General features: G+C 57.2%; 25 protein-coding genes and 5 tRNA genes. 13 read left to right on the top strand and 17 right to left on the bottom strand.

Annotated elements, in window-relative coordinates; translation table 11 throughout:
- Positions 1-58 precede the first annotated feature (58 nt).
- From KQI26_RS09780 to KQI26_RS09755, 6 genes are all read left to right on the top strand, one after another.
- Positions 59-2,389, top strand: a complete 2,331-nt coding sequence (locus KQI26_RS09780; RefSeq protein WP_216504271.1) for an ATP-dependent Clp protease ATP-binding subunit — start codon at positions 59-61, stop codon at positions 2,387-2,389.
- A 101-nt stretch (positions 2,390-2,490) separates the two neighbouring features.
- Positions 2,491-2,564 (top strand) — tRNA-Gly (locus KQI26_RS09775).
- 27 nt (positions 2,565-2,591) lie between these two features.
- Positions 2,592-2,668: transfer RNA gene (locus KQI26_RS09770), tRNA-Arg, on the top strand.
- Positions 2,669-2,677: 9 nt separating this feature from the next.
- Positions 2,678-2,754 (top strand) — tRNA-His (locus KQI26_RS09765).
- Between the two features lie 53 nt (positions 2,755-2,807).
- Positions 2,808-2,882: transfer RNA gene (locus KQI26_RS09760), tRNA-Gln, on the top strand.
- Positions 2,883-2,886: 4 nt separating this feature from the next.
- A tRNA-Lys gene (locus KQI26_RS09755) sits at positions 2,887-2,962 on the top strand.
- A 44-nt stretch (positions 2,963-3,006) separates the two neighbouring features.
- Here KQI26_RS09755 and KQI26_RS15765 read toward each other — a convergent pair.
- The gene (locus KQI26_RS15765) at positions 3,007-3,285 is read right to left on the bottom strand and encodes a tyrosine-type recombinase/integrase (protein WP_371744123.1); all 279 of its coding nucleotides are present in this window, start codon (positions 3,283-3,285) and stop codon (positions 3,007-3,009) included.
- Positions 3,282-4,073: a hypothetical protein gene (locus KQI26_RS09745; RefSeq protein ID WP_216504270.1), complete on the bottom strand. Its 792-nt coding sequence runs from the start codon at positions 4,071-4,073 to the stop codon at positions 3,282-3,284. The genes KQI26_RS15765 and KQI26_RS09745 overlap by 4 nt, the downstream gene beginning before the upstream one ends.
- A gap of 246 nt (positions 4,074-4,319) precedes the next feature.
- On the opposite strand from KQI26_RS09745, the gene KQI26_RS09735 reads away from it, so the two are divergent.
- Both KQI26_RS09735 and KQI26_RS09730 read left to right on the top strand, forming a co-directional pair.
- A complete protein-coding gene (locus tag KQI26_RS09735; protein WP_216504303.1) occupies positions 4,320-4,871 on the top strand; it encodes a hypothetical protein in 552 nt (183 codons plus the stop codon).
- On the top strand, positions 4,837-5,709 hold the full coding sequence (locus KQI26_RS09730) for a hypothetical protein (RefSeq protein WP_216504268.1): 873 nt from the start codon (positions 4,837-4,839) through the stop codon (positions 5,707-5,709). Before KQI26_RS09735 ends, KQI26_RS09730 begins: the two co-directional genes overlap by 35 nt.
- A gap of 79 nt (positions 5,710-5,788) precedes the next feature.
- Here the strand turns inward: KQI26_RS09730 and KQI26_RS09725 are convergent, their stop codons facing one another.
- Positions 5,789-7,321, bottom strand: a complete 1,533-nt coding sequence (locus KQI26_RS09725) for an ABC transporter substrate-binding protein (protein ID WP_216504267.1) — start codon at positions 7,319-7,321, stop codon at positions 5,789-5,791.
- A gap of 448 nt (positions 7,322-7,769) precedes the next feature.
- Between KQI26_RS09725 and KQI26_RS09720 the strand changes: the two genes are divergently transcribed.
- Positions 7,770-9,308, top strand: a complete 1,539-nt coding sequence (locus KQI26_RS09720; protein WP_216504266.1) for an ABC transporter substrate-binding protein — start codon at positions 7,770-7,772, stop codon at positions 9,306-9,308.
- 63 nt (positions 9,309-9,371) lie between these two features.
- On the opposite strand, the gene KQI26_RS09715 is transcribed toward KQI26_RS09720, so the two are convergent.
- The 14 genes from KQI26_RS09715 to KQI26_RS09650 all read right to left on the bottom strand — a co-directional run bounded on the left by KQI26_RS09715 (position 9,372) and on the right by KQI26_RS09650 (position 20,667).
- Positions 9,372-9,833, bottom strand: coding sequence for a MarR family winged helix-turn-helix transcriptional regulator (locus tag KQI26_RS09715; RefSeq protein ID WP_204750781.1), 462 nt, complete (start codon positions 9,831-9,833; stop codon positions 9,372-9,374).
- Positions 9,834-9,901: 68 nt separating this feature from the next.
- Positions 9,902-10,327: a 3-hydroxyacyl-ACP dehydratase FabZ gene (gene fabZ, locus KQI26_RS09710; protein WP_216504265.1), complete on the bottom strand. Its 426-nt coding sequence runs from the start codon at positions 10,325-10,327 to the stop codon at positions 9,902-9,904.
- Complete coding sequence (gene fabF, locus KQI26_RS09705; RefSeq protein WP_216504264.1) at positions 10,327-11,580, bottom strand: beta-ketoacyl-ACP synthase II; 1,254 nt, start codon at positions 11,578-11,580, stop codon at positions 10,327-10,329. Before fabF ends, fabZ begins: the two co-directional genes overlap by 1 nt.
- Positions 11,581-11,594: 14 nt before the next feature.
- Positions 11,595-12,338, bottom strand: coding sequence for a 3-oxoacyl-[acyl-carrier-protein] reductase (gene fabG, locus KQI26_RS09700; RefSeq protein WP_216504263.1), 744 nt, complete (start codon positions 12,336-12,338; stop codon positions 11,595-11,597).
- A 1-nt stretch (position 12,339) separates the two neighbouring features.
- Positions 12,340-13,272, bottom strand: a complete 933-nt coding sequence (fabD, locus tag KQI26_RS09695; protein WP_216504262.1) for an ACP S-malonyltransferase — start codon at positions 13,270-13,272, stop codon at positions 12,340-12,342.
- The gene (locus KQI26_RS09690; RefSeq protein WP_216504261.1) at positions 13,269-14,342 is read right to left on the bottom strand and encodes a nitronate monooxygenase family protein; all 1,074 of its coding nucleotides are present in this window, start codon (positions 14,340-14,342) and stop codon (positions 13,269-13,271) included. Before KQI26_RS09690 ends, fabD begins: the two co-directional genes overlap by 4 nt.
- Positions 14,339-15,274 (bottom strand): DUF561 domain-containing protein, encoded by a 936-nt coding sequence (locus KQI26_RS09685; protein WP_216504260.1) that lies wholly within the window; start codon positions 15,272-15,274, stop codon positions 14,339-14,341. Before KQI26_RS09685 ends, KQI26_RS09690 begins: the two co-directional genes overlap by 4 nt.
- A gap of 21 nt (positions 15,275-15,295) precedes the next feature.
- Complete coding sequence (locus tag KQI26_RS09680; RefSeq protein WP_216504259.1) at positions 15,296-16,234, bottom strand: beta-ketoacyl-ACP synthase III; 939 nt, start codon at positions 16,232-16,234, stop codon at positions 15,296-15,298.
- Positions 16,231-17,178 (bottom strand): acetyl-CoA carboxylase carboxyltransferase subunit alpha, encoded by a 948-nt coding sequence (locus tag KQI26_RS09675; RefSeq protein WP_216504299.1) that lies wholly within the window; start codon positions 17,176-17,178, stop codon positions 16,231-16,233. The genes KQI26_RS09680 and KQI26_RS09675 overlap by 4 nt, the downstream gene beginning before the upstream one ends.
- A 5-nt stretch (positions 17,179-17,183) precedes the next feature.
- Positions 17,184-18,068, bottom strand: a complete 885-nt coding sequence (gene accD / locus KQI26_RS09670) for an acetyl-CoA carboxylase, carboxyltransferase subunit beta (protein WP_118747299.1) — start codon at positions 18,066-18,068, stop codon at positions 17,184-17,186.
- Positions 18,069-18,075: 7 nt separating this feature from the next.
- Positions 18,076-19,455 carry an acetyl-CoA carboxylase biotin carboxylase subunit gene (gene accC, locus KQI26_RS09665; RefSeq protein WP_216504258.1) on the bottom strand — a complete coding sequence of 460 codons (1,380 nt, stop codon included), beginning with the start codon at positions 19,453-19,455 and terminating at the stop codon, positions 18,076-18,078.
- Position 19,456: 1 nt separating this feature from the next.
- Positions 19,457-19,912 (bottom strand): acetyl-CoA carboxylase biotin carboxyl carrier protein, encoded by a 456-nt coding sequence (gene accB / locus KQI26_RS09660; protein ID WP_216504257.1) that lies wholly within the window; start codon positions 19,910-19,912, stop codon positions 19,457-19,459.
- A gap of 21 nt (positions 19,913-19,933) precedes the next feature.
- The gene (acpP, locus tag KQI26_RS09655; protein WP_253292782.1) at positions 19,934-20,158 is read right to left on the bottom strand and encodes an acyl carrier protein; all 225 of its coding nucleotides are present in this window, start codon (positions 20,156-20,158) and stop codon (positions 19,934-19,936) included.
- 173 nt (positions 20,159-20,331) lie between these two features.
- On the bottom strand, positions 20,332-20,667 hold the full coding sequence (locus KQI26_RS09650) for a DUF3870 domain-containing protein (RefSeq protein WP_216504256.1): 336 nt from the start codon (positions 20,665-20,667) through the stop codon (positions 20,332-20,334).
- A gap of 239 nt (positions 20,668-20,906) precedes the next feature.
- On the opposite strand from KQI26_RS09650, the gene KQI26_RS09645 reads away from it, so the two are divergent.
- The 4 genes from KQI26_RS09645 to KQI26_RS09630 all read left to right on the top strand — a co-directional run bounded on the left by KQI26_RS09645 (position 20,907) and on the right by KQI26_RS09630 (position 24,305).
- Positions 20,907-21,764 (top strand): DUF4392 domain-containing protein, encoded by an 858-nt coding sequence (locus tag KQI26_RS09645; protein WP_216504255.1) that lies wholly within the window; start codon positions 20,907-20,909, stop codon positions 21,762-21,764.
- Between the two features lie 25 nt (positions 21,765-21,789).
- Positions 21,790-22,584, top strand: coding sequence for a putative hydro-lyase (locus KQI26_RS09640; RefSeq protein ID WP_118747295.1), 795 nt, complete (start codon positions 21,790-21,792; stop codon positions 22,582-22,584).
- 275 nt (positions 22,585-22,859) lie between these two features.
- On the top strand, positions 22,860-23,885 hold the full coding sequence (locus tag KQI26_RS09635; protein WP_216504254.1) for a 1-aminocyclopropane-1-carboxylate deaminase/D-cysteine desulfhydrase: 1,026 nt from the start codon (positions 22,860-22,862) through the stop codon (positions 23,883-23,885).
- Between the two features lie 15 nt (positions 23,886-23,900).
- On the top strand, positions 23,901-24,305 hold the full coding sequence (locus KQI26_RS09630; RefSeq protein WP_216504253.1) for a DUF3592 domain-containing protein: 405 nt from the start codon (positions 23,901-23,903) through the stop codon (positions 24,303-24,305).
- The last annotated feature ends 137 nt before the right edge of the window (positions 24,306-24,442 follow it).

The following is a 24,442-nucleotide window of genomic DNA, read 5'->3' as shown; positions in this document are numbered from 1 at the left end:
CGGCGGCGGGAAGGAGCAAACCTAGACTGGGCGGAGAAATGGATGGAATGAAAACGCCATGAATATGCCTCTTTGCTCCAGGTGCAAAAAGAATGTGGCCGTTATCTATATCACCCGGCTGGAGGACGGCAAGGCCCACAACGAGGGCCTTTGCCTCAAATGCGCCAAGGAGCTGAATATCAAACCGGTGACCGACATGATCGAGCGGTTCGGTATCACCGACAGCGACATTGAAAATGTATCCAAAGAACTGGAGAATACCAACCCGGAAGAGCTGATGCAGGGGCTGTTCAGCTCCTTCCAGATGCCCACCGGGGCGGAGGAGGAAGGGGAAGGAGAGGAAGAGCCGGACGAGGAAAATCCCTCTCAGGTGCCGGTGATTCCTTTCTTTTCCATGCGCTCCCAGGAGAGCAGCGCCAAGCAGGAAGAAGAGCCGGATAAGCCGGAAAAGCCCCGGGGCAAGAAGCGGGAGAAAAAGAAAAAATTCCTCAGCAACTATGCCACCGATCTCACCCAGAAGGCCCGGGACGGAGGGCTGGACCGGGTGATCGGAAGAGAGAGCGAAATCGAACGGGTCATTCAGATCCTCAATCGGCGGCAGAAGAACAATCCCTGTCTCATCGGTGAGCCGGGTGTGGGAAAAACCGCCGTGGCCGAGGGGCTGGCCCAGAAGATCGCCCAGGGCGAAGTGCCCTACAAACTTCAGGACAAGGAAGTCTGGCTGCTGGATATGACCGCCATGGTGGCAGGCACCCAATTCCGGGGCCAGTTTGAAAGCCGAATGAAGGGGCTGATCGATGAGGTCAAGCGCCTGGGCAATATCATTCTGGTCATCGACGAGGTGCACAATCTGGTGGGAGCGGGGGACGCCGAAGGCTCCATGAACGCCGCCAACATTCTCAAGCCTGCTTTGTCCCGGGGAGAGGTGCAGGTCATCGGGGCCACAACCTTCAAGGAATACCGGCAGCACATCGAAAAGGATTCGGCCCTGGAGCGCCGGTTCCAGCCGGTGACCATCACCGAGCCTTCCCTGGAGCAGACAGTGGAGATCATCAAGGGCATCCGGCCTTATTATGAAGAATTCCACGGAGTGAAGATCGGCGATGAAGCGGCCCGGCAGGCGGTCTATCTGTCGGAGCGGTATATCAACGACCGGTTTTTGCCCGATAAGGCCATCGATTTGATCGACGAGGCCTGCTCGGAGATCAACCTGAAAAATAAGGACATCAACGAAAAAGCCCAGCTGGAAGAAGAGAGAAGCACTCTCCAGAAAGAGCAGGAAGAGCTGATGCAGGACCCGGAGGAGACCGGGGCTTATCAGCGTCTGGCCTATCTGCGCAGCCGGCTGCTTCAGATCGACCAGCGCCTGACGGAGCTGCGGGACAATCCCACCCCTCAACTGACGGTGGACGACCTGGCCCAGGTCATTGAGCTTTGGACCAAGATCCCCGCCAGCAAGGTGAAGCGCCAGGAATTCGAAAAACTGATCTCCCTGGAAGAGCGGCTGGGCAAAAGGGTCATCGGCCAGGATGAGGCTATCCAGGCGGTGGCCGCTGCCATCCGCCGCAGCCGGGCGGGTGTTTCGCCCAAACGGAAACCGGTGTCTTTCATCTTTGTAGGCCCTACTGGCGTGGGTAAAACCGAGCTGGTCAAATGCCTGGCCGCCGATTTGTTTGATACCCCGGACGCCCTCATTCGTCTGGATATGAGCGAATACATGGAAAAGCACAGTGTGTCCAAACTGATTGGCGCCCCTCCGGGATATGTGGGCTATGACGAGGCCGGACAGCTCACCGAGAAGATCCGCCGCCGTCCTTATTCGGTGGTGCTCTTCGACGAGATCGAAAAGGCCCATCCCGATGTACTCAATGTGCTGTTGCAGATTCTGGACGATGGGGTGGCCACCGATGCCCAGGGACGAAAGGTGTCCTTTGAAAACACCGTCATCATCATGACCTCCAATGCCGGTTCCGACCGGAACCAGGGGGCCATGGGCTTTGGAGGCACGGTGACCCAGCAGAGCCAGGAAAAGGCCATGAAGGCCCTGCAGGAGATCATGCGGCCGGAATTCATCAATCGGATCGATCAGGTGGTGGCCTTTAACCAGCTGAATGAGCGGGATTTTGCCGCCATTGCCCGGATTATGCTGGGAGACCTGCAGGAGACTTTGCAGGGCAACGGCATCGATTTGAAATTTGATGATTTACTGGTTGACTTTTTAGTGAAAAAGTCGTATTCTATAAAATACGGAGCGAGAAATCTCCGTCGGTTCATTCAAAAGGAGATCGAAGATCGGGCGGCCAGCGCGATTATCAGCGCTTACCAGAACCCTATCACCAGTATCTCCCTTTCCTCCGATGGGGAGCAGATCCTCATGGAGTGTCATTAAGCCACAAAAGTCCCCGGTCCGGTAAAAAGCCGGGCCGGGGCATGAAAAAAGACCTTGACAAATCTCGGAGAACATGATATACTCGTTAAGCTGATTACTTTGCGGGTGTAGTTCAATGGTAGAATTCCAGCCTTCCAAGCTGGTTACGTGGGTTCGATTCCCATCACCCGCTCCATTCGGGTGGCTATGGCCGCTATCGTATGTGCCCGTAGCTCAGCAGGATAGAGCAACTGCCTTCTAAGCAGTAGGTTGGGGGTTCGAGTCCCTCCGGGCACGCCAGGATATATGGTGGGTGTGGCTCAGTTGGTTAGAGCACCAGATTGTGGCTCTGGGGGTCGCCGGTTCGAATCCGGTCATCCACCCCATATCTTTTTTCTTTTCTGTACCATCCCGAAAGGCACATCGCAAAGGTTTATACTGGGATGTCGCCAAGGGGTAAGGCACGGGACTTTGACTCCCGCATTCGTAGGTTCAAATCCTGCCATCCCAGCCAATATGACCCATTAGCTCAGTAGGCAGAGCACCTCCCTTTTAAGGAGGGTGTCCGGCGTTCGAGCCGCCGATGGGTCACCAGCAAAAACCCTGCAACCTCAATGGTTGCAGGGTTTTTTGTTGTTTTAATCTTTTGAATTTGATAGTAACTTGTTAGTAACCGCAAAAGAATCCACCGCATGAACGAGGGATTCTGGGTCAAAATGGTTGTAAAAATTAACCGTTGTGGAGTAGTCGGAATGGCCCAGGATTGCTTGAATCATTTCGGGAGATAAGCCCTCTTTGATAGCCCGGGTGGCATAGGTGTGCCGGGTGGAATGAGGGGACTTTTTTTGATTTTGAGTTTTTTCAACAGCGGATAATATTCTCTGTTTCGGAAGTTGTCGGCCACTGAAAGATCTCAGGGGAGAGATACGGCAAAATCCATCTCAATTCCCATCCGCTCCATGGTTTCCGCTTTGGAGGAAAGAACCACATTGGCGGTCTCGTTGTCGCAAAATCGCCTCTGGCCCTGCAGGGCCGGAGAGCCAGCCATTTGCTCCAGGTAGTCAATGGCGCCTTGGGGAGCGCTTTTTCCCAACAGGCCCTGGATGACGGTGAGATGATTGCGCAGGTCATGGCGAAGCTGGCGCACCTGGCTTTCCTGCTGACGCAGTCCCTGGTAATAGACTTCCCGCGATCCGGATAGCTGATTGGCCCGCTCCAAACGCTGGTGATCGGCCAGAATCAGAACGGCGAACAACAGCACGATGGATGTCAGCAATACAAAGGGCAGCACCACAAGCCCTTGATTCATGGCCAGCGTGTTGACAGCATCAGAGTGATACTTTTGAAAGGTCAGCAGTACCACGGCCACTAGAGCACAGAGTGGTATGGCCGCCAGGCCCAGCACCAGTTGCCATAGCCGACGGGAAAGTCGTACCTGCTCTGCTGCAAACCTCCTACGGAGCAAAAGCCACAAAACACCGAAAATCACCGTCCGCAGCAATCGCACCAGCACAGCATAGATGTGGTTTTTGTCCAATACCATCACATAAGTGTCCAGCAGGGCACACACGGACATCTCCAGACAGAAAAAGATGATACAGATTGCCAGACGGCCGGTGAGATCTCCTTTTGTGCAAAGAAGAAAGAGCAGTAAATACACCGGCAGGGTATAGAGCAGGTTGGGGTCTCCCACCCAAATGACCATGCCGCTGCTTCCGGCAAGCGTCAGCAGAAATAAAATTTGCCAGAGCCGGCCCTTTCGAAGTGCAACAAAAGGCTGGCAAAGCTGATATAAGAAAAAACCATTGGACAGGATGTTTATCCACCAGAGCCCGTAAAACCAAAGATTCCAAAGCAATGTGCGCACCGGCTATCCCTCCAGTTCTGTCTGGGCCAAGGCCAACAGAGCTGATCGCTGACAGGATCGGCTGACAGGGAGCCGATCTCCGTTTTGCAGGATGATCTCGCTGCTTTCCATGCGGTCCACAGCTCCGGCGCGTACCAGGTATCGTTGGTGGATATCATCGCATTATCACAGATGCGTTTTCAGGGACGGCAGACCGTACGGAATATGCTGGTGATGACATTGCTTATCGCCGGAGCTTATTTTGCTGCGTTCTATACCCCCATGCTTTCCACCAGCTCTGCTTACAGCTTTTCCAGTCGCCCGGTGGATTTTGAGTATCACTGGCGGAATGACCAGGAACTTCCGCAGAAAGATGGGGTGCAATCCCTGGCGGCGGAGTACGATGTGGAACTGACCTCCTGGAGAGAAGTGGGGGCCGCCATCCTGGGCTGTGACGGCACCACCTCCATAGAGCAGGACAATGGAGCCTTGGGCACCACCTACACCACGGAGTATCGGGAGATTGTCTCCAGTGCCACCTTTTTCTCGGAATCGGCCTGGAATGCCCTAACAGGCCAGCACATTGACTTGCTCCCCGGCACCTGTGCCAATGTGCTGGACGATGAGGGGGGGCAGCGAATATCTCTCTGGTGGTGATGTGACCGTCGTCACCAATATGGTCACCGGAAAAAGCCTGTCTGTGGACCCCGTGGAGCCGCTGCGATACACCATGCTGCTGGGATGCTATGTGCTGGACGATGCCGATTACGCCGCAGTGGCTGGGGGACTCACCGATCTTTGGCAGGAGACCTGGGTATTTTTGGATGTGGCGGATGTGGAGCATAGTTACCCTTTTGCCAAGGCGCTATTTAACCAGATTGTGGATCGCTCTGGCGATGAAGTGATGCAGATGGATGCCTATGACCCGGTGGTGAAGATGCTGGAGGAAGAGGCCGGTGGGGCCTATGAGTTTGATCGGGAAAACATCGCGGCCTATGGTTTTCCGGTGATGGATCGTGAGGACCGGGACAGCACAGAATTCCGCAACTACTGGCTTTATATGCCCCAGTTCCGTGTACTGGATCAGAACGACTTTGTCACCACCATGGCGGTGTTTCTGATGCTGTTTATCTTCATTGCGTTGATTTGCTTTGCGGCCGTGGTGGTGATTGCATTCACTCGCTGCATGACCATTGCCATCACCAATGCCAGGGTTTACGATGACCTGCGGCATCTGGGGGCCTCCCATGCTTATTTGTTCCAGTCTGTGAAAGGGCAGGTGCCCAGAGTGTTTCTGGTGCCTGCCATCGTGGGGACAGCGGTCATTTCTGCTTTTTATCTGATGATTATGTATTTCAATGACAATCGCTTCACGCCGGGGGAAGTGGCCGGCATGGGCACCTGCGCTGGCGTGGTGGTTGTGCTGTCGGCGGCGCTCTATGGTGTATACCGTTTCACCCGGAGAAGGGTCTGCCGCAGCCTGTGCATTGGATAAAATGAGATTCAGAATAGAAAAAGAGTGGGATTTCCATGATGAAATCCCACTCTTTTGTTTGTATAGGGTGATGGGCGGTTTAGGCCTTCCAGCTGATATCCTGGAAGCGGATGCTGCCGCCGGCGTTGATGTCTACGCCTTCCAGGTTTGCGTTATAAGCCCGCAGATACATATCCTGATACAGGGAGACCTGGGGGCACAGCTCGTTCAGCTGAACGGTGACTTCCTTCAGAATAACCTCTCTGGCTTCGGGGTCCACGGTAGCGGCGGCCTCATCGATGAGGGCGTCGATTTCCGGGTTGTTCAGACGGGTCTTGTTGGAAGCGCCAATGGACTTACTGTGGTACACGCCCACCAGGTAGGAGACCATGTCGCTGGAAGAATAGCCGCCGATGGAAGCGGTGTAGTTGCCTTCCGCAGTGGTGGACAGGTAAGTGGCCAGGTCCATGCTTTCGATCTCGCAGTTGATACCGATCTCGGTCAGGTTGGACTGGATCACTTCAGCAGCCCGCTTCTTGGTGTCGTTGGAGCAGATGATGCTCATCTTCACAGACTTGGGGTCCACACCGGAGGCGTCCATATATTCCTGGGCCTTCTTCACATCGTAGGTGTCGGCACCTTCGTCAGTGGAGCCCAGCATGCCAAGGGGAGTGGAGGAATAGGCCGGAGCAGCCATGCCGTTCATGGCAACGGTCACTAGGTCATCACGGTTGATGGCCGAGTTGATGGCGTGACGCACATTCTGGTTGTCCAGGCCGGGCTTCTCGTTGTTGAGCATCAGCCAGTTGATGGCAGTGGATTCGTGCTTCAGCAGAGTCAGGTCGCTGTTGCTTTCGATACGCTCCACATCCATGGCTTCCACTTCGATGATCATATCCACTTCGCCGGCTTCCAGAGCAATGGTGCGGGAGGAGCCTTCGGGGATGATCTTCCAGGTCATGTTCTTGATGGAGGGAGCACCCTCGTAGAAGTCTTCAAAAGCTTCGAACTGGATGCTGTCGCCCCGCTTCCAGCTGACAAACTTGTAGGGGCCGGAACCGATGGGGTTCTCGTTGAAGTCGTTGCCGCTGTCCAGCAGCTCCTTGGGCACGATGGAGTTGCCATGATGGCACAGATCGTACAGCAGAGTAGCGGAGGGGCCGTCGGTGGTCATCTTGACGGTGTAGTCATCCACTGCTTCCACAGAGAGGATGGAGCCGTTGTACAGGTTGATTTCCGGGCAGGTCTTGGCATAAGTGATGGAGGCTACCACATCTTCCGAAGTCAGGTCGCTGCCGTCATGGAACTTGACGCCCTGCTTCAGATGGAAGAGCCACTCGGTGTCGCTGGTGTTTTCATAAGTGTCCACCAGTTCAGGAACCGGATTCAGGTCGGCATCTGTTTCGAACAGGCTGCTGTAAACCAGCTGGTTCATATAGTCTCCGGCCACGGCGTTGTGGTCATAGGGCCCCATGGAAGGAGTTTCGCTCATGGTGGCTACCACCAAGCTGTCCTTTCCCTTGCCGCTGTTACCAGAGGAACTGCCTGTATCTTTGCTGCAGCCGGACAGCAGAGCCAGGGTCATCACCGAGGCCAGCAGCAGGCTGAGCAAACGAGTCTTGCGGTTTGTCATGGTTTCACCTCATTTGTTGATTTGGTTTCCCCGTGGGGAAATACCTTTTGCAGATTAAATTATATTTTGAAAGAAATATTTTTGCAATATTTATTTTATCAAATCGTAATATTTCGTAAGAACCATGGAGCTTTGTAGAAAAGTGGGGGAGAATCTTATCTATTTTGTACATAAATAATCGTTATATTTTTCACATCATGAACAAATAACAGTGGACCTGTCAAGAGGGGGGAACAGCAAAGGGGGATGAATAAATATAAGTAAATAGACCATAATAGCCGGTCAATTTCGGGATTTATTGAATAATATTACTAAAAAATGAAAAAACTATTGCAAAATGAGAAAATGGAAAATATAATGAGAAATATAATGAGAAAGCAAAATGCAAAATGTGCACAATTCTGCAAAATTTGCAGGAGAAGAAAAGAGAGAGTAAGAGGTGTAAACAATGAACAAAGGAAAGAAACATCTGATCAGCCTTGTGACGGTGCTTTCCATGAGTCTGTCTTTGTTGGCCGGATGCAGCCAGCAGGATGGAGGCACAGACAAGGGAGGATCGGCCGACACCGGTAAGGATAGCCTGGTGGTGGCCACCATGAGCGAGACCCCCACCTTGGGAGCCTATGACCACAACTCGGTGGCTGGAGATTATATGAATAAGCTGACTTACAGCACACTCTTCCGCACCGATGCCGATCTGAACCCGGAACCCAGCTTGGTGGATACTTATGAGAATGCCAGCGATACCGAGTGGCTCTTCCACCTGAAGCAGGGCGTCAAGTTCCACGACGGCAGCGAACTGACCGCTCAGGATGTAGCGGCTTCCATCACCTATTCCAAGACTTGCCCGGAAGTCAATCTGTATAACCGGTGCATCCTCACTGTGGAGGCTGTGGACAATTACACCGTCAAGATCGTCACCGACGGCCCATCTGCAACCCTGTTGTACGATCTGTGCCACCATGCCAATGCCATCCTGCCCAAGAAGCTGCTGGACAATGGCAACGACTTCAACGAAAATCCCATCGGCTCCGGCCCCTTCCAGTTTGTAGAGTGGAAGCGGGGCGACAGCGTGGAGTTCAAGGCTTTTGAGGACTACTTCGGCGGTGCTCCGGCCATCAAGAGCATGACCTGGAAGATCATCCCCGAAGGCTCCTCCCGCACCATTGCCCTGGAGGCCGGAGAAGTGGATATGATCATCGAAGTGGAAGCCATGGATGTGGAGCGTATCGAAAGCAGCGATGAGTTCACTCTGCTGAAGCACGATTCCACCAACATCAACTGGCTGATGCTCAACAACGAGAAGCCCGGCCTGGATAATCAGAATGTGCGTCATGCCATCAACTCGGCCATCAACCGTGACGACATCATCGCTGCGGCTCTCAACGGCATTGCCACCCCGGTATATTCGGCCAGCCCCATGGGAATGCTGGGCTCCACTGACGAAGGCGCCGATACCTTTGATGTGAAGAAGGCCAAGGAGTATATGGACGCTTCCGGTGTGGACCCGGCTTCGGTGGAAATGAGCATCATCTGCTCCAATGACACCAAAAAGCGGGCCGCCGAAGTGATCCAGGCCAACCTGAGCGAGATCGGCATCAACTGCGAGATCGAAAGCATGGACCTGGCCACCTATCTTTCCGCCACAGCGGACGGCAACTACACCGCTTCCATCGGCGGTTATTCTCCCAGCGACATGGTCTCCTACCTGGTGGGTGTGTACCACAGCAAGTCCATCGGTGGGGCCAATACCACCCGGCTGAACGATCCCGAGGTGGATGCCCTCATCGATCAGGCGGCGGCCGCTGTGGACCCTGAGGCCAGAGAAGTGGTTCTGAAGCAGGCCACTGTGCGGCTCAATGAGCTGTGCTCCCAGGCCACTTTGTACCAGAGCGTGCTGCTGCGGGCCTATGACAGCGACCTGCAGGGCGTGGCCATCAATGCCGGCGGTCATATCCGGTTTGAGGATATCAGCTGGAAGGCCTGATTCCAAACACCACAATGACAAAAACCCTCCCCGAAACCTTGGGTTTCGGGGAGGGTTTTTGTTTTATTCCGGTACGGAGTTTTGCACCTGGATGGGGATCTCCGGCATCAGCTCCCGGGAGATCACCTGGAGCATTTCCTCCAGCTTTTTCACATCTTCCGGAGGAAAGCGTTTTTCCACCCGCTGGAGAACGGTGGACAGATAGGTGTAGCTCACATTGTAATAGTCCATGTATTTCTGGGTGGGAACGATGTGATATTCCCGCCGGTCGCTCTGGGACTGGACTTTTTTCAGATAGCCTTTTTGGATCAGGCTGTTCACCTTATAGGCGGCATTGGGAGGAGAAATGTGCACAAAACTGGCAAATTCGTTGACGGTGGGAGACCCCATGGCCTGGATGATCTCCATGCAGAAGGTCTCCACCGTGGTGAGGGTGGCTTCCCGGCTGCCGAATTTGCTGAAGACCTTCTGATAAAAATGAAGCTTGAATTTGGTATACACTTCGGAAAAACTTTGCTGCAGCATGCCCTATGGCCCCTTTCTTGTGAACCTTTTTTAACTATATCAGATTTGGGGCAAGGCATCAATGGGCCTTATTCCACAGCGAAGAGAAGTTCTGCTGTGGCGGCCAGCTGGCCGTCCACCTTGGCCGTGGCCTGGCCGATGCCCACCGAGCCCCGGATCTGGGTGAGAACACACTCCAGCTCCAGCACATCCCCCGGCACTACCTGGCGCTTGAAGCGGGCTTTTTTGATGCCGCCGAACAGGGCGATGCGGCCTTTGTACTCCTCTTTGCACAAAAGGATGACAGCGCCCACCTGAGCCATGGCCTCGATGATGAGAACGCCGGGCATCACCGGTTTCTGGGGAAAGTGGCCCTGGAAAAAGGCTTCATTGCCGCTGACGCATTTGCGGCCCACGGCCCGCACCCCCGGTTCCAGATGGGTGATCCGGTCCACCAGGAGAAAGGGGTAGCGGTGGGGCAGAATTTCTTTGATCTGATTGATATCCAGTTCCATTATTGTTGTTCCTCCTCAAAGGCATGAAAAACCAGGCTGGCGTTGTGACCGCCAAAGCCCAGAGAGTTGGACATGGCATAGGAAATGCTTTGGCTCCGGCCTGTGTTGGGCACGATGTCCAGATCGCACTGTTCATCGGGCACCTGATAGTGGATGGTTGGGGGCAGGAAGCCCTCTTTCAGAGCCATCAGGGTGAAGATGGCCTCCACCGCGCCGGAAGCCCCCAGCAGATGGCCGGTCATGGACTTGGTGGAGCTCATGGCCAGCTTGTAGGCGTGATCGCCAAAGGCCTTTTTCACCGCCAGGGTCTCACCGGCGTCATTGAGGGGGGTGGAGGTGCCGTGGGCGTTAATGTAGCCGATCTGTTCCGGTGTGATGCCCGCATCTTCCAGAGCCATGGTCATGGCTTGGGCGGCGCCCCGACCATCGGGGCAGGGGGCGGTGATGTGGTGGGCATCGCAGGTGGCGCCGTAACCGGCCACCTCGCCCAGAATGACGGCACCCCGGGCTTTGGCGTGTTCATAGCTTTCCAGCATCAGCATCCCGGCGCCTTCGCCCATGACGAAACCGCTGCGCTCTTTGTCAAAGGGAATGGAGGCCCGGGCGGGGTCGGGATTGGTACACAGGGCCTTGAGGGAAGTAAATCCGCCCATACCCAGCGGGGTGATGCTGGCTTCGGTGCCGCCGCAGAGCATCACATCGGCATAGCCATGGCGGATGTAGCGCATGGCGTCGCCGATGGCATTGGTGCCCGAAGCGCAGGCCGTGACCGAACAGGAGCACATCCCCTGAAAGCCTAGCTGGATGGCGATATGCCCGGCGCTCATGTTGGCGATGGACATGGGGATAAAGTAGGGGGATACCCGGTCCCAGCCCTTTTCATTGCCTTTGAGGCATTCGTTCTGGATGGTGGTCAGTCCGCCGATGCCGCTGGAGACCAGCACACCGCAGCGGAGAGGGTCTTCTTTCTCCATATCCAGACCGCTCATCTGAAAGGCTTCCTGGGCGGCGGCAATGGCCAGCTGGTTGCACCGGTCCATTTTCCGGGCTTCCCGTTTGTCCATGTAGTTTTCTGCATCAAAGCCGTGGGCCTCACCGGCCAGCTTGACCTTCTGGCCCTCGGTGTCGTACAAGGTGATGGGGCCGATGCCGCATTTTCCCTCTTTGGCACCCTGCCAGGAGGCGGTGAGGCCGCAGCCCAGGGGGCTGATGATGCCCAGGCCGGTAACGACCACTCTTCTGTTCTGATCCATGGTGTTTTCCTCCTTTAAACGGCCATGCCGCCGTCGACGCACAGCACCTGACCGGTGATATAACCGGCTTCCGGCTGGGCGAAAAAGACAGCTGCCCGGGCCACATCCTCCGGCTGGCCCAGCTTACCCATGGGAATGGAGGACAGCAGACCTTCCCGGACCTTTTCCGGCAAAACGGCGGTCATATCGGTTTCGATAAAGCCAGGGGCCACCAGATTGACGGTGATGCCCCGGGCGGCCAGTTCTTTGGCAAAGGATTTGCTCATGCCGATGAGTCCCGCCTTGCTGGCGGCGTAGTTGGCCTGACCGGCGTTGCCGCGCAGGCCCACGATGCTGGACAGGCAGATGATCCGGCCAAAGCGCTGTTTCATCATGGGACGGCAGGCGGCTTTCATGCACAGGAAGGCTCCTTTCAGGTTGGCGTCCAGCACAGCGTCAAAATCCTCTTCGCTCATGCGCATGGCCAGATTGTCCCGGGTGATGCCGGCGTTGCACACCAGGATGTCCAAAGTGCTCCAGGTCTTGAGCATTTTGTCCACCATGGCCTGCACATCAGGGGCCTTGGACACATCGCCCTGGATGGCTTCGGCTTCCACGCCCTTTTCCCGGCAAAGACGGACAGTCTCCAGCGCGGCTTCTTCTCTCCCGGCGTAGCCTACCAGCACATTGGCGCCCCGGGCGGCCAGTTCCAGGCAGATGGCCCGGCCGATTCCCCGGCTTCCGCCGGTGACCAGGGCATTTTTTCCCTTGAGATCCATGTCAATTCTCCTTTTTCAACAGTGTCACGGCGTCCTCCAGCTGCTGGGCTGTTTCCACCGGGATGGTTCTGATATGGGGGGCAGTCTTTTTTACAAAGCCCGACAGGGCTTTGCCCGGCCCCACTTCCACAATGGTATCAATGCCTGCATCGGCCATATGGCGGATGGTGTCCTCCATGTAGACGCTGGTTTGCACCTGGCGCACCAGAAGCTGGGGAATGGTTTCCTCTGCTGTTTTGGGCCGGCCCAGGCAGTTGAAATAGACGGGGAAGGCCATTTCGCCAAAAGACAGACCGGCAAAATGTTCTTCCAGAGCCTTTCCGGCAGGAGCCATGAGGGGGGTGTGGAAGGGACCGCTCACCTTCAAAGGCAGGCAGCGGCGGGCACCGGCTTCCAGCGCCAGACGGCAGGCTTCTTCCGCCCCTTCCCGGCCTCCGCCGATGACGATCTGGCCGGGACAATTGTAGTTGGCCAGATATACTGGGCCTTTCTCAGAGGCTTTCCGGCACACTTCTTCCAGCGTGTTCCGGTCCAGGTTCAATACAGCATACATGGCGCTTTCCATGCCCTGGGCGGCCTCTTCCATAGCCTTTCCACGGAAAGCGGCCAGGGCGATGGCTTCGCGGGGAGTAAAGACCCCGGCGGCCTGGAGAGCAGAATATTCGCCCAGGCTCAGTCCGGCGGCGGCCTGGGGAACGATGCCCCGTTCTTTTAAAAGGGCAGTGACCCCGGCAGCAAAAGCCACCATGCAGGGCTGGGTATATCGGGTCTGGGACAACTGGTCCTCCGGCCCTTCAAAACACAGCTTTTTCAGGTCAAAATCCACCGGCGCATCGTCCAGGATCTGGCGGAACAGGGGATAGATCTCATAGAGATCCTGCCCCATTCCGGCGTGCTGGCTGCCTTGTCCGGCATATAAAAAAGCCAGGTTCATTGTTCGTTCCTCCAATCCCGCATCAGCTGTTCCATCAACTGACGAACAGTGGTCATTTTGTTGATCTGCCCTACCTTGCCGCCACAGAAAAACAGGCCGTTTTCCCGGTCGCCCTGCACGGCCCGGATCAGCGCCCGGGAAATGCAGTAGGGGGCGGTTTTGGGATTGCAGGGGGTGAGACAGGAAATGCATTTTTCCGGCTTCAGCTGTTTTTCCTTTTCCAGACGCTGGAGCAGGGGCGTGCGCACCGCCCGACCAGGCATGCCCACCGGACTGGGGATAATGCACACATCCTTGTCCCGGGCTTCCAGAATCACATCCTTGAAACCCTGGCTGGCGTCACATTCCTCGGTGGCGATAAAGGGGGTGGCCAGCTGGACGCCGTCGGCTCCGGCCTGGCGCAATCCGGCCATTTTCTCCCGGCCCCACACCCCTCCGGCGGCAAACACCGGAATGGCTTTTTTGTATTTTTTCCGGAAGGGAGCCAGGGCATCGCTCACTTCCTTCACGATGGTTTCCAAAGAGGGAGCGGTGTGCTCTCGCATTTGATCATGGGAAAAGCCCAGATGCCCTCCTGCCTGGCTGCCTTCCACCACCACCAGGTCGGGAGCACGGTGGAACCGTTTGTCCCAGGCCCGGCAGATGAGGGATGCTGCCCGTCCAGAGGAGACGATGGGCCCCAGGGCCACCTTTTCCTCGGGAACGATGCCGGGCAGATCCATGGGCAGGCCAGCGCCGGAGATCACCGCCTGCACACCGGATTCCACGGCGGCGCGGATGCTGTCGGCATACTGACGGGTGGCCACCATGGCGTTGATGGCCACCACCCCGGCCCCTTTGGCCAGGGAAAGGGCCTGCTGCACATGGCTTTTCAGTGCCTGCAGATTGGCTCCATCGGGATCGGTTTCAAAATCCGGCTCCTGAAAGCCGGTGACGGCGGTGCTGATGGTGCCCAGTCCGCCCAAGGCGGCCACATGGCCCGCCAGCCGCCCCAGAGAAACCCCCACCCCCATGCCGCCCTGGGCGATGGGAAGGGAGAGGGTGTGTCCGGCAAGAGAAAGGGTGCTCATTTTGTTTCCTCCGTCAAAGCCTGGAGCTGGCTGGTGTATCCGGCCATCAGTTCTTCAAAAATCTGGCGCAGGGGGCGGATTTTGTGAAGCTGACCCACCACTTGTCCGGCCATCAGGCTGCCATAGTCGGTGTCCCCTTCAAAGACTGCCCGGCGCAGACTGCCCAGAGTGTACTTTTCCAGCTCCATCTTGTCGGCGCCGGCTTTTTCCTGGGTGACATATTCCCGGGCCATCTTGTTTTTCAGAATACGCACCGGGGTTCCGGCGATACGACCGGTGACAACGGTATCACTGCCCTTGGCTCCCAGCACGGCTTCCTTATAATTTTGGTGGATGGGGCATTCCTGGCTGGCCAGCAGGCAGGTACCCACCTGCACGCCGCAGGCCCCCAGAGCAAAGGCGGCCAGCAGCTGACGGCCATCGGCAATGCCGCCGGCGGCGATCACAGGGATGTTTACGGCGTCCACCACCTGGGGAACCAGGGCCATGGTGGTCATTTCGCCCACATGGCCGCCGCTTTCGGTGCCTTCGGCCACAATGGCATCGGCACCGTAGCTTTCCAGGCGCTTGGCCAGCAGGGGAGCGGCCACCACCGGGATGACCTTGATGCCCGCCTTTTTCCAGGCGTCCATATAGGGAGCCGGACTTCCGGCGCCGGTGGTCACTACGGGTACCTGCTCTTCCACCACCACCTGGGCCATTTCCGGGGCGGCGGGGTTCATCAGCATGATGTTGACGCCGAAGGGCTTGTCGGTGAGCTCACGGCACTGGCGGATGTGCTGGCGCAGGGTATCGGCGTCCATGCCGCCTGCGCCGATGAGCCCCAGGGCCCCGGCGCTCGAGACGGCGGCGGCAAAGGGAGCGGTGGCGATGTTGGCCATGCCGCCCTGGATGATGGGGAACTCAGTTCCCAGAAGTGCATTGAGTTTCATGGTGTGATCCTTTCTCTGTGTTTAAAAGGTGAGGAGACAGGCGCCCCAGGTCAGCCCGGCGCCAAAGCCCACGCAGAGCACCCGTTTGCCCGGAGTGAGCAGCCCGTCCCGGGACATTTCGTCCAGACAGATGGGAATGCTGGCGGCGCTGGTGTTGCCATAGCGGCCGATGTTCTGATAGAAAAGCCCTTCCGGGGCCTGAAGTTTTTTGGCGGCGTAATCCAGAATGCGGCTGTTGGCCTGATGGCACACCACATGGTGGATCTGGGAAAGGGAAAGGCCGGTTTTCTCCAAAAGCCCATGGACGGCCCGGGGAATGATGTCCACAGCGAAGCGGAATACCGCTTTGCCGTCCATCTGAAGGTGGCTGGGATCAGGGCCGGGGCCTTTGGCCCAGATGCAGCTCTGGGCCCCGTCGGAACCCAGCAGACTGGCGTATGGATGCTGAGGGGAAAGAGTGACCACAGCCGCACCGGCTCCGTCTCCAAAGAGCACGCAGGTGCTCCGGTCGGAGAAATCCAGCACCTGGCTGATCTGCTCGGCGCCGATGACCAGGGCGTATTTGGTATCGTGGGCTGTCAGCAGAGCCCGGGCGGTGTCCAAAGCGTATAAAAAGCCGCTGCAGGCGGCGTTTAAGTCAAAACAAGGGATGCCGTAGGGAAGTCCCAGTTCCTTCTGCACCAGGCAGGCCACAGAAGGGGTGGCCCACTGGGGAGTGAAGGTGGCCACAATGCAAAGGCCGATGTCTTTGGGAGAAAGCCCCGCGGCTTCCAGGGCCTTTTTCCCGGCCTGGGCGGCCAGAGTGGTACAGGTTTCCTCCTGGCACAGATGCCGGGTGTGGATGCCGGTACGGCTTGTGATCCACTCGTCATTGGTGTCCACAAACTGGCGCATATCCTCGTTTGTGAGCACCTTTCGGGGAAGGCTCCGGCCGGTGCCTAAAATCTGAAGTCCGGTCATTGGCTGTCCCTCCCGGTATCATATAAAAATCCATTGCCCATAGCCCGGTATTTGCCGAACCGATGGCGCTGCAGGTCTTTGATCTTGGAAAGACGCTCCAACTGCTCGACTAGAGCGGCGTCCAGACGGCGGTACATCTGCTTGGGGTTTTGGTGGGCACCGCCTAAGGGCTCGGGGATGATCTCATCGATGACACCCAGGTTCAGAAGATCCTGAGCCGTCAGGCCCATCACCTGGGCGGCTTCTCCGCTGCGGGAGGAATCTTTCCACAGAATGGAGGCAAAACCCTCTGGGGAGAGCACCGAATAAATGGCGTGTTCCAACATGAGTACACTGTTGCCCATGCCCAGAGCCAAAGCGCCGCCGCTGCCTCCTTCACCGGTGACCACTGCAATGAAGGGAACGGTCAGACGGCTCATGACGGCCAGACAGTGGGCAATGGCGCTGCCCTGGCCCTTTTCCTCGGCGGCCATGCCCGGATAGGCCCCCGGGGTGTCGATAAAGGTGATGATGGGACGACGGAATTTTTCCGCCCCTTCCATCAGGCGCAGAGCCTTCCGGTAGCCCTCCGGGTTGGGCATACCGAAATTGCATCGCAGGTTTTCCTGCAGGTCTTTTCCTTTCCGGTGGCCCATCACGGTCACCGGCTTGCCGTGAAACAGAGCAATGCCTCCATAGATGCTGCCGTCCTCAGCGGACAGACGGTCTCCCTGCTGTTCAAAAAAATCGGTGAACAGAGCAGAGATATAGTCGGCGGTTCCGGGGCGGGAAGGGTGCCGGGCCAGATAGACCTTGTCGGCGGGGGAAAGAGTACGGCAGGCTTCCAGCAGCTCCTTCATGTCCCGCCGCAGCTGCTCCCGGCGGATCTGGCTGGCGGCATCGTCTCCCAGCTGACCGATCTGGGCACGGAGGGACTGGAGCTGACGCTCGGTTTGTTCCATCATACAGTTCATCGTTTTCTCCTTCCCCGGTGCAGGTCAAGCAGTCTGATGAGGGTGGGGCGCATCTGGGCTCTGGGCACCACCTGATCCACAAAGCCGTGTTCCTGCAAAAATTCCGCCTGCTGAAAGCCCTGGGGCAGGCTTTGGCCGATGGTCTGCTGAATGACCCGAGGGCCGGCAAAGCCGATGAGGGCCCCCGGCTCGGCCAGGGTGATATCTCCCAGGGAGGCAAAGCTGGCGGTGACACCCCCGGTGGTGGGATGGGTGAGACAGACGATCAGAAGCCCGCCGGCCTGAGAGAATCGCTCTATGGCGGCGCTGGTTTTGGCCATCTGCATCAAAGACAGAATGCCCTCCTGCATCCGGGCCCCGCCGCTGGCGGTGAAGAGGATGAGGGGCAGTTTGTACTTCTGTGCTTTTTCGGCAGCCCGGGCGACTTTCTCCCCCAGAGCCACACCCATACTGCCCATAAAGAAGCGGCTGTCCATCACGCCCACAATGACCCCATGGCCGCCGATGCGGCCTTTGGCAGTGACGACGCCTTCCACAAGGCCGGTGCTTTGCTGCTTGCTCAGCAGCTTTTTGCCGTAGCCGGGAAAATGGAGAGGGTCCCGGGCCGTGAGATCCCGGTCCAGTTCCCGGAAGCTGTGGTCATCCAGAATGGTTTTTAGACGGTAATAGGCATCCATGGGAAAATGATGGCCGCAGGAAGGGCAGACCCACATGGTTTCGGCCAACTGCCGTCGGGTGAGGGCTGTGCCGCAGCCGGGGCACTGGACAAAGGGCTGGGACTCATTTGCCGGCTGGGAGCTGGTGTTCTGAGGGGCGGCGCTGTCCCGCATGGCCTTCAGCTGAAACAGCCGTTGGCGCTGGGAAGAAAAAAAGTTTGTCATGGGTCAATCACAGCTCCTTCTCTCCACAGGGTTCCCACTGGAGCAGAGTGTTAAGATTCTGTTCCAGAAAGCCGGTGTCGTAGCGGCCCCGGATGTAGCTGGGGTGATACAGGATCAGGTGGGCCAGAGGGGCGGTGGTGGAATAGCCTTCGATCACCAGTTCCTCCAAGGCCCGGCGCATCCGCCGGATGGCTCCCAGACGGGTGGGGGCGTGGACGATGACTTTGGCGGCCAGAGAGTCATAATAGGGGCTCAGTTCATAGCCGGTGTAAAGGGCGGTGTCCACCCGCACGCCAGGGCCGCCGGGCAGGTGGAGAAACTCCGTTTTCCCCGGACAGGGGAGGAAGCCACGGCGGAAATCTTCTGCATTGATGCGGCACTCGATGGAGTGGCCTTCCAGATGGATGTCCTCCTGGGAATAGGACAGGGGAAGTCCAGCGGCAATGCGGATCTGCTCCCGTACCAGGTCCACCCCGGTGACCATTTCGGTCACCGGATGCTCCACCTGGATGCGGGTGTTCATTTCGATGAAATAATAATGGCCTTCCTGGTCCATGACGAACTCGATGGTGCCGGCTCCCACATAGCCTGCGGCCTCAGCGGCCAGCACGGCGTCCCGGCCCATTTGTTCCCGCAGAGCGGGGGTCAGACCACGGGCGGGGGATTCTTCCATCAGCTTCTGGTTTTTCCGCTGGATGGAGCAGTCCCGCTCTCCCAGATGGATCACATGACCCTGGGAGTCGGCCAGAATCTGCACTTCAATGTGCCGGGGATGGAGGATCAGCTTTTCCACATACATTTCATCGGAACCGAAACAGGCCATGGATTCGGCCTGGGCGGCCTGGAAAGCGCTTTCCAGTTCTTCCGGAGTGTTCACCCGGCGCATGCCCCGGCCGCCCCCTCCGGCGCTGGCTTTGATGAGCACCGGGTAGCCGGCCTTCTCTGCCGCCTGGCGGGCTTCCTCCACATCGGCCACCGGGCCGGGGGAGCCGGGCACCACAGGCACGCCTTTCTGGGAGACCAGCCGCCGGGCGGCAGCTTTGTTGCCCATCTGGCGGATCACATGGCCCGAAGGGCCGATGAACTGGATGCCGCAGTCCCGACACAGATCGGAAAACTCGGCGTTTTCCGACAGAAAGCCGTAGCCGGGGTGGATGGCCTGACAGCCGGTGAGCTGGGCGGCGGTGAGCAGGGCACAGGGGTTGAGATAGCTGTCTGCGGCCCTGGCCGGTCCTACGCACACCGCCCGGGTGGCCAGCTGAGTGGGCAGGCTGCCTTCGTCGGCCTGGGAATAGGCGGCCACCGTTTCGATGCCCATCTCCCGGCAGGCCCGGATGATGCGAAGGGCGATCTCTCCCCGGTTGCAAATCAAAATACGCTTGAACATATCAGCACTCCTTGAGGCGGAACAGGGTCTGGCCAAAGGAAACCAGCTGGCCGTTTTCTCCCAGAACCTCCAGCACTTCGCAGTCGAAGGGAGCGGGGATCTGGTTGATCATTTTCATGGCCTCGATGAGGCAAAGGGTATCGCCTTTTTGCAGCCGTTTTCCCACCGGGGCGAAGGGCTCTTCTCCCGGGGCGGGAGCCACATAAAAAGTGCCCACCAGCGGGGCGGTGACTTCCTTTCCCTCCTTCTTAGGAGAAGGGGCCGGGGCTGCGGGGGCGGCGTTCTGGACAGCGGGAGAGGCAGGGGTCATAGGGGCCGCTGCCGGAGGTGCCGGGGGCAGGGGAGCCGCCGGACCCTTCCGCAGGGTGATTTTTTCTTCCCCTGTTCGGTAACAAAGCTCCCAAAGACCGCTTTGATCAAAGCGGTCCATAAGAGCGAACAATTCAGCTTGGGTCATGGGTATTCCCTCCCGGGAGATTTAGTGATTGGCTTCCAGGTAGCTGACGATATCGCCCACCGTCTTCATCTGGGTGAGAGCGTCATCGGGGATGGAAACACCCAGGGAATCCTCCAGGGCCAGCTGCAGCTCCACAGCGTCCAGGCTGTCGGCGCCCAGGGTCTCGGTGAGGGAGGCCTCCATGGTCACATCGTCGGCGTTGCAGTCCAGGGTATCCACAATGATCTCTTTCACTTTGTCAAACATGATAAAATCCTCATTTCTTTTCGTAAATTGGTTCAAACATTTTAGTTAAAAATTTTTAAATAAAATATTTTAAGCAATATTCTAACAGAAGGCGGCAAAATGTCAAGGGGAAAAAAGAAAAAACCGCCTCTCCCGAAGGAGGGCGGCGTCGATATTATATAAGGAAGAAAAAATCAGATTTTTTCTTCTCTGCGGCACAGGTTCAGGTATTGATTGCGGGCATCTTTCAGGCTGGCCAGCAGAGCCCGCTGGGTCAGGGCGAAATACCGGCTGCGGATGATTTTTTCCAATTCTTCCATGTCTTCCACCAGGCGTTTGCCCACAATGAGGGAGTGGACAAACCGGTCGGTCATGGGCAGAATAGTGTTGCACTGGGCGTCTTCGATGCGCCCTGTTTTCCGGTCTACGATGAGCCCCAGGTAAAAGACGCCGTGGACCAGGGAGATGGCGTCCTCCTTGGCGGGGCGGGCCTGGCCGGTGATGAAAACGGTATCGGGGGAATAGCCCATACAAAATGCCCTCCAAACCCCGGCAGAGCCGGGAAAAATCAGATATAGTATACCACCATCTTTCCCTCCTTGACAAAGGTCTTTTACGGGGGCTATAATAACGGCGGAATCAAATAGAGTTTTACCGCTGGGGCGGGCCTTTGCCGGCTTGGCCCAACGGCGGTGAGATCCGTTGGAAGCGTCTGGGCGACCAGGCGTTTTTGGCGGATCTTTTTTTATGAAACATGGGGGATATTGGTATGGAAAAGAGCGAAGAACTGGCGCGGATTCTCACCTGGGATCCGGGAGAGCGGGGGCTTTTGGGGAAATTGCCTCTGGCCGATCTGAACGCCATGGTAGACGAGATGATAGACGCCCAAAAGGTGATGATCCTCACCGGATTTCCCGTGGCGGCAGCTGAGGTGGGAGAGACTGACGGCCCGGTGGGGGCAGCTCATATTGCCCATGGCCTGACCCAGCTGGGCAAAGAAGTGACGGTGGTCACCGATCGGTGGAGCCTGCCTTTGGTGGAAGCGGCCTGCCGCCATAGAGCGCCTGCGGCTTCCTGCCGCTGTGTGGAGCAGGAGCGGGCCAGGGAGGACTGTGAAAAGCTCCTTTCGGAAAAGCCCGATCTGGTCATTGCCATCGAGCGCCCTGGCAAGGGAGAGGACGGCCACTACCACAATATGCGGGGCCAGGTGATCGACCATCTGGTGGCTGATACCGATCTTCTGCTGGAAAAAGCTCCTCGCTCCATTGCCATTGGCGACGGAGGCAATGAACTGGGCATGGGCACATTTTCCCGGCAGATCCGGGAGAGCGTGCCCCATGGGGAGACGATTTGCGCCAAGGTAGGGGCCGATCATGCCCTGGCCTCCGGTGTGTCCAACTGGTGGGGATGGGGTGTGGAAGCCCTTCTCAGCTGCCGCACCGGCCAGTGGCTGCTCCCCGATGACGAGCAGGAAAAGCAGCTGCTTTCTCAAGTGGTAGAGGCTGGGGGAGTGGACGGCGTCACCGGAAAACGGCAGAGCAGTGTGGACGGGCTGAGTCTGGATGAAAATCTCCAGGTGCTTCGCCGGCTGCGCCAGGCAATCCAGCCGGTTCAGGCGGCACTGTAACCGAAAGAGGGAAGGAGCGGGACAGATGAAACTGGAAGAAATGGGCGGCCTGACGCCTCAGGAAGTACGCCAGGTCATTCGGCGAGGGGAGTATGACGGTCCCACAGCAGGGCTGTGCATGGGATATGCCCAGTGCAATCTGGTGGTGCTGCCCAAAGAGCACGCCTATGACTTTTTGCTCTTTGCCCAGCGGAATAGCCGGGCCTGCCCGGTGCTGGAGGTCAGTGAGGTGGGAAGCCGCAGCTTGTCTTTTTTGGCACAGGATGTGGATATCGCCCGGGATTTTCCCCGGTACCGGCTGTATCGGAACGGGGAACTGGCCGGGGAATACACCCAGGTGGAGGAGCTTTGGCGGGATGATCTGGTGAGTTTTCTCATTGGATGCAGCTTTTCCTTTGAAGCGGCTTTGCTGGAGGCCGGAGTGCCGGTGCGCCATATTGAGCAAGGGCGGAATGTGCCCATGTACCGCACCAACATCCCTTGCCATAGTGCCGGCGTTTTCCATGGGAACATGGTGGTGAGCATGCGTCCCATGCCCTCGTCCCAGGTGGTGCGGGCGGTGACCGTCACCGCCGCCATGCCACGGGTCCACGGTGCGCCGGTTCACATCGGTTCTCCGGCGGAGATCGGCATTGCGGATATTACTCGTCCTGATTACGGCCAGGCGGTGGACATCGCCCCAGGAGAAGTGCCGGTGTTCTGGCCCTGCGGCGTTACCCCGCAGAATGTGCTGACAGAGGCCAGACTGCCCTTTGCCATCACCCATGCCCCAGGGCATATGCTCATCACCGACATCAAAAACAGCCAGCTGAAAGACTGAATGAGAAAAAGAGCGCCGAAAATTCCCGATGCTCTCAGACTGTTGGGAAATTTATTTGGTCAGGGAGAAGAGGCAGTCCTACTCCTACCAATCCGCAAAAAGTTGTGACCAGTGCGCAGCTTTTTGCACTTCTCAAGGGGCCAGTGTGCGCCAAGGGCGTGCATGCAGCCCCGTGCAAAAATTCGAAAAAGTGGTTTGAGCCACTTTTTCGGCGCTCTTGCTTTTGGTAAGGATTCGGAGTACACTGATTGTAATCAGAAAAGGAGGAATGCGCCATGCTGTTCGGATACGACAAGGAACATTTTATCACACTTCCCACACCCATCCAGCATCTTCCTGCCATTTCGGCTATAACCGGCTGCGAGTTTTTCATCAAGCGGGACGATATGACCGATCTAGGGATGGGCGGCAATAAGCTGCGGAAGCTGGAATACCTTTTGTGGGACGCCAAAAGGCAGGGGGCCACACTGCTGCTTACCTATGGCGGCGCCCAAACTAATCACGGCCGACTCACAGCGGCGGTGGCCGCCAGATATGGCATGAAATGCGCCATTCTTTGCCTGGACGACCATCCCGAGGGCATCAATGCCAACATTTTGCTGGACCGGATCATGGGGGCCGAGGTATGGGTCAAGCCCAGCGATGGTTCCGATGAAGGAGAGCAGAACAAACTCTTTGGCCAGCAGGTGCGGGAGCACTATGAAAAGCAGGGAGAAAAGGTTTATGAGATCCCGGTGGGCGGTTCCAACACCGTGGGACTGCGGGGATATTTCGAATGCGCCCTGGAGATGAAGGATCAGCTGGCGGAGATGGATCTTTCTCCTGATTATATCGCCTGCGCTGCCGGAAGCCTGGGCACCTATCTTGGACTTTTCATGGGGGCGCGGTATGCAGGGCTTTCGGCCAAAGTGTTGGGGGTGGCCATCTCTCCCTTTGGCGAGGCCAAGGAGAAGCGGCTGATGGAATATTATCGGGAAGCCTGCCAGGAGTTCGGTTTGCCGGAAGATGCCAAAAGGGAAGATTTCCTCATTGAAAAGGGCTATGTGGGAGAAGGGTATAACTCGGTAGACGAGAGGGCCCGCCGGGCCATTTACACCATGGGCCAGAAGGAAGCCATTTTGCTGGACCCCTGTTATACCGGCAAAGCCTTCGGCGGTCTGCTGGATATGACGGAGACGGGGAAAATTGCCAAGGGCAGCAAGGTGCTCTTCCTTCACACCGGCGGCACACCGGCCCTTTATAATCCCAAGCACCGCAGGGCCATGGAGCAGGAGCTGAAAGAGGGCCTCCACCTGCTGTAAGAAAGGGGAAAACAGATGGAGCCGGGGCTCTGTTTGACCCTGTGCGCCTTAGGAGGTGCTTTTTGGATTCCCGCTTTGCTATTGACTTTTATTGCGGGCAAAAGAAGGAGAAGCTGCACCGCATTGGCCCGGGGCGTGGTGGTGGATATCAAAGGTAGAAGCACTTCCGACGGACTGACCTTTTATCCGGTGTATCAATATGAAGCGGAAGGGACGGTCTGTCAGGGAAAAGGGGCGGGGAAATCCCCTATGCCTTTGAAAAAGGGGGACGCGATCACAGTTTGTTACGATCCCCGTCGCCCCCAGCGATCCTATATCAAAGGGTATGATAGCAGAGTGTATCGCGTACTCAGTATCTGCTTTTTGGTGATGGGGGCCATACCCATTCTGATCTGCCTGGGCATTGCATTGCTGAACTAGAAAACCCCGGCCGGAATTTTGAAGTGACCCCAAAAAGTTAGACAATATTCTGAAGTAAAAATTGTTCAAGCAGCCGAAAGGGCTTGCTGTCTGTGAATTGCAGGCGGCAAGCCCTTTAGCTTTGCCTTGATGCGCCG

The organism is Intestinimonas sp. MSJ-38, assembly GCF_018917925.1.
Classification (GTDB): Bacteria; Bacillota; Clostridia; order Oscillospirales; family Butyricicoccaceae; genus Pseudobutyricicoccus.
Note: the sequence above shows the minus strand (reverse complement) of the source record. Positions and strands in the feature narration are given on the sequence as shown.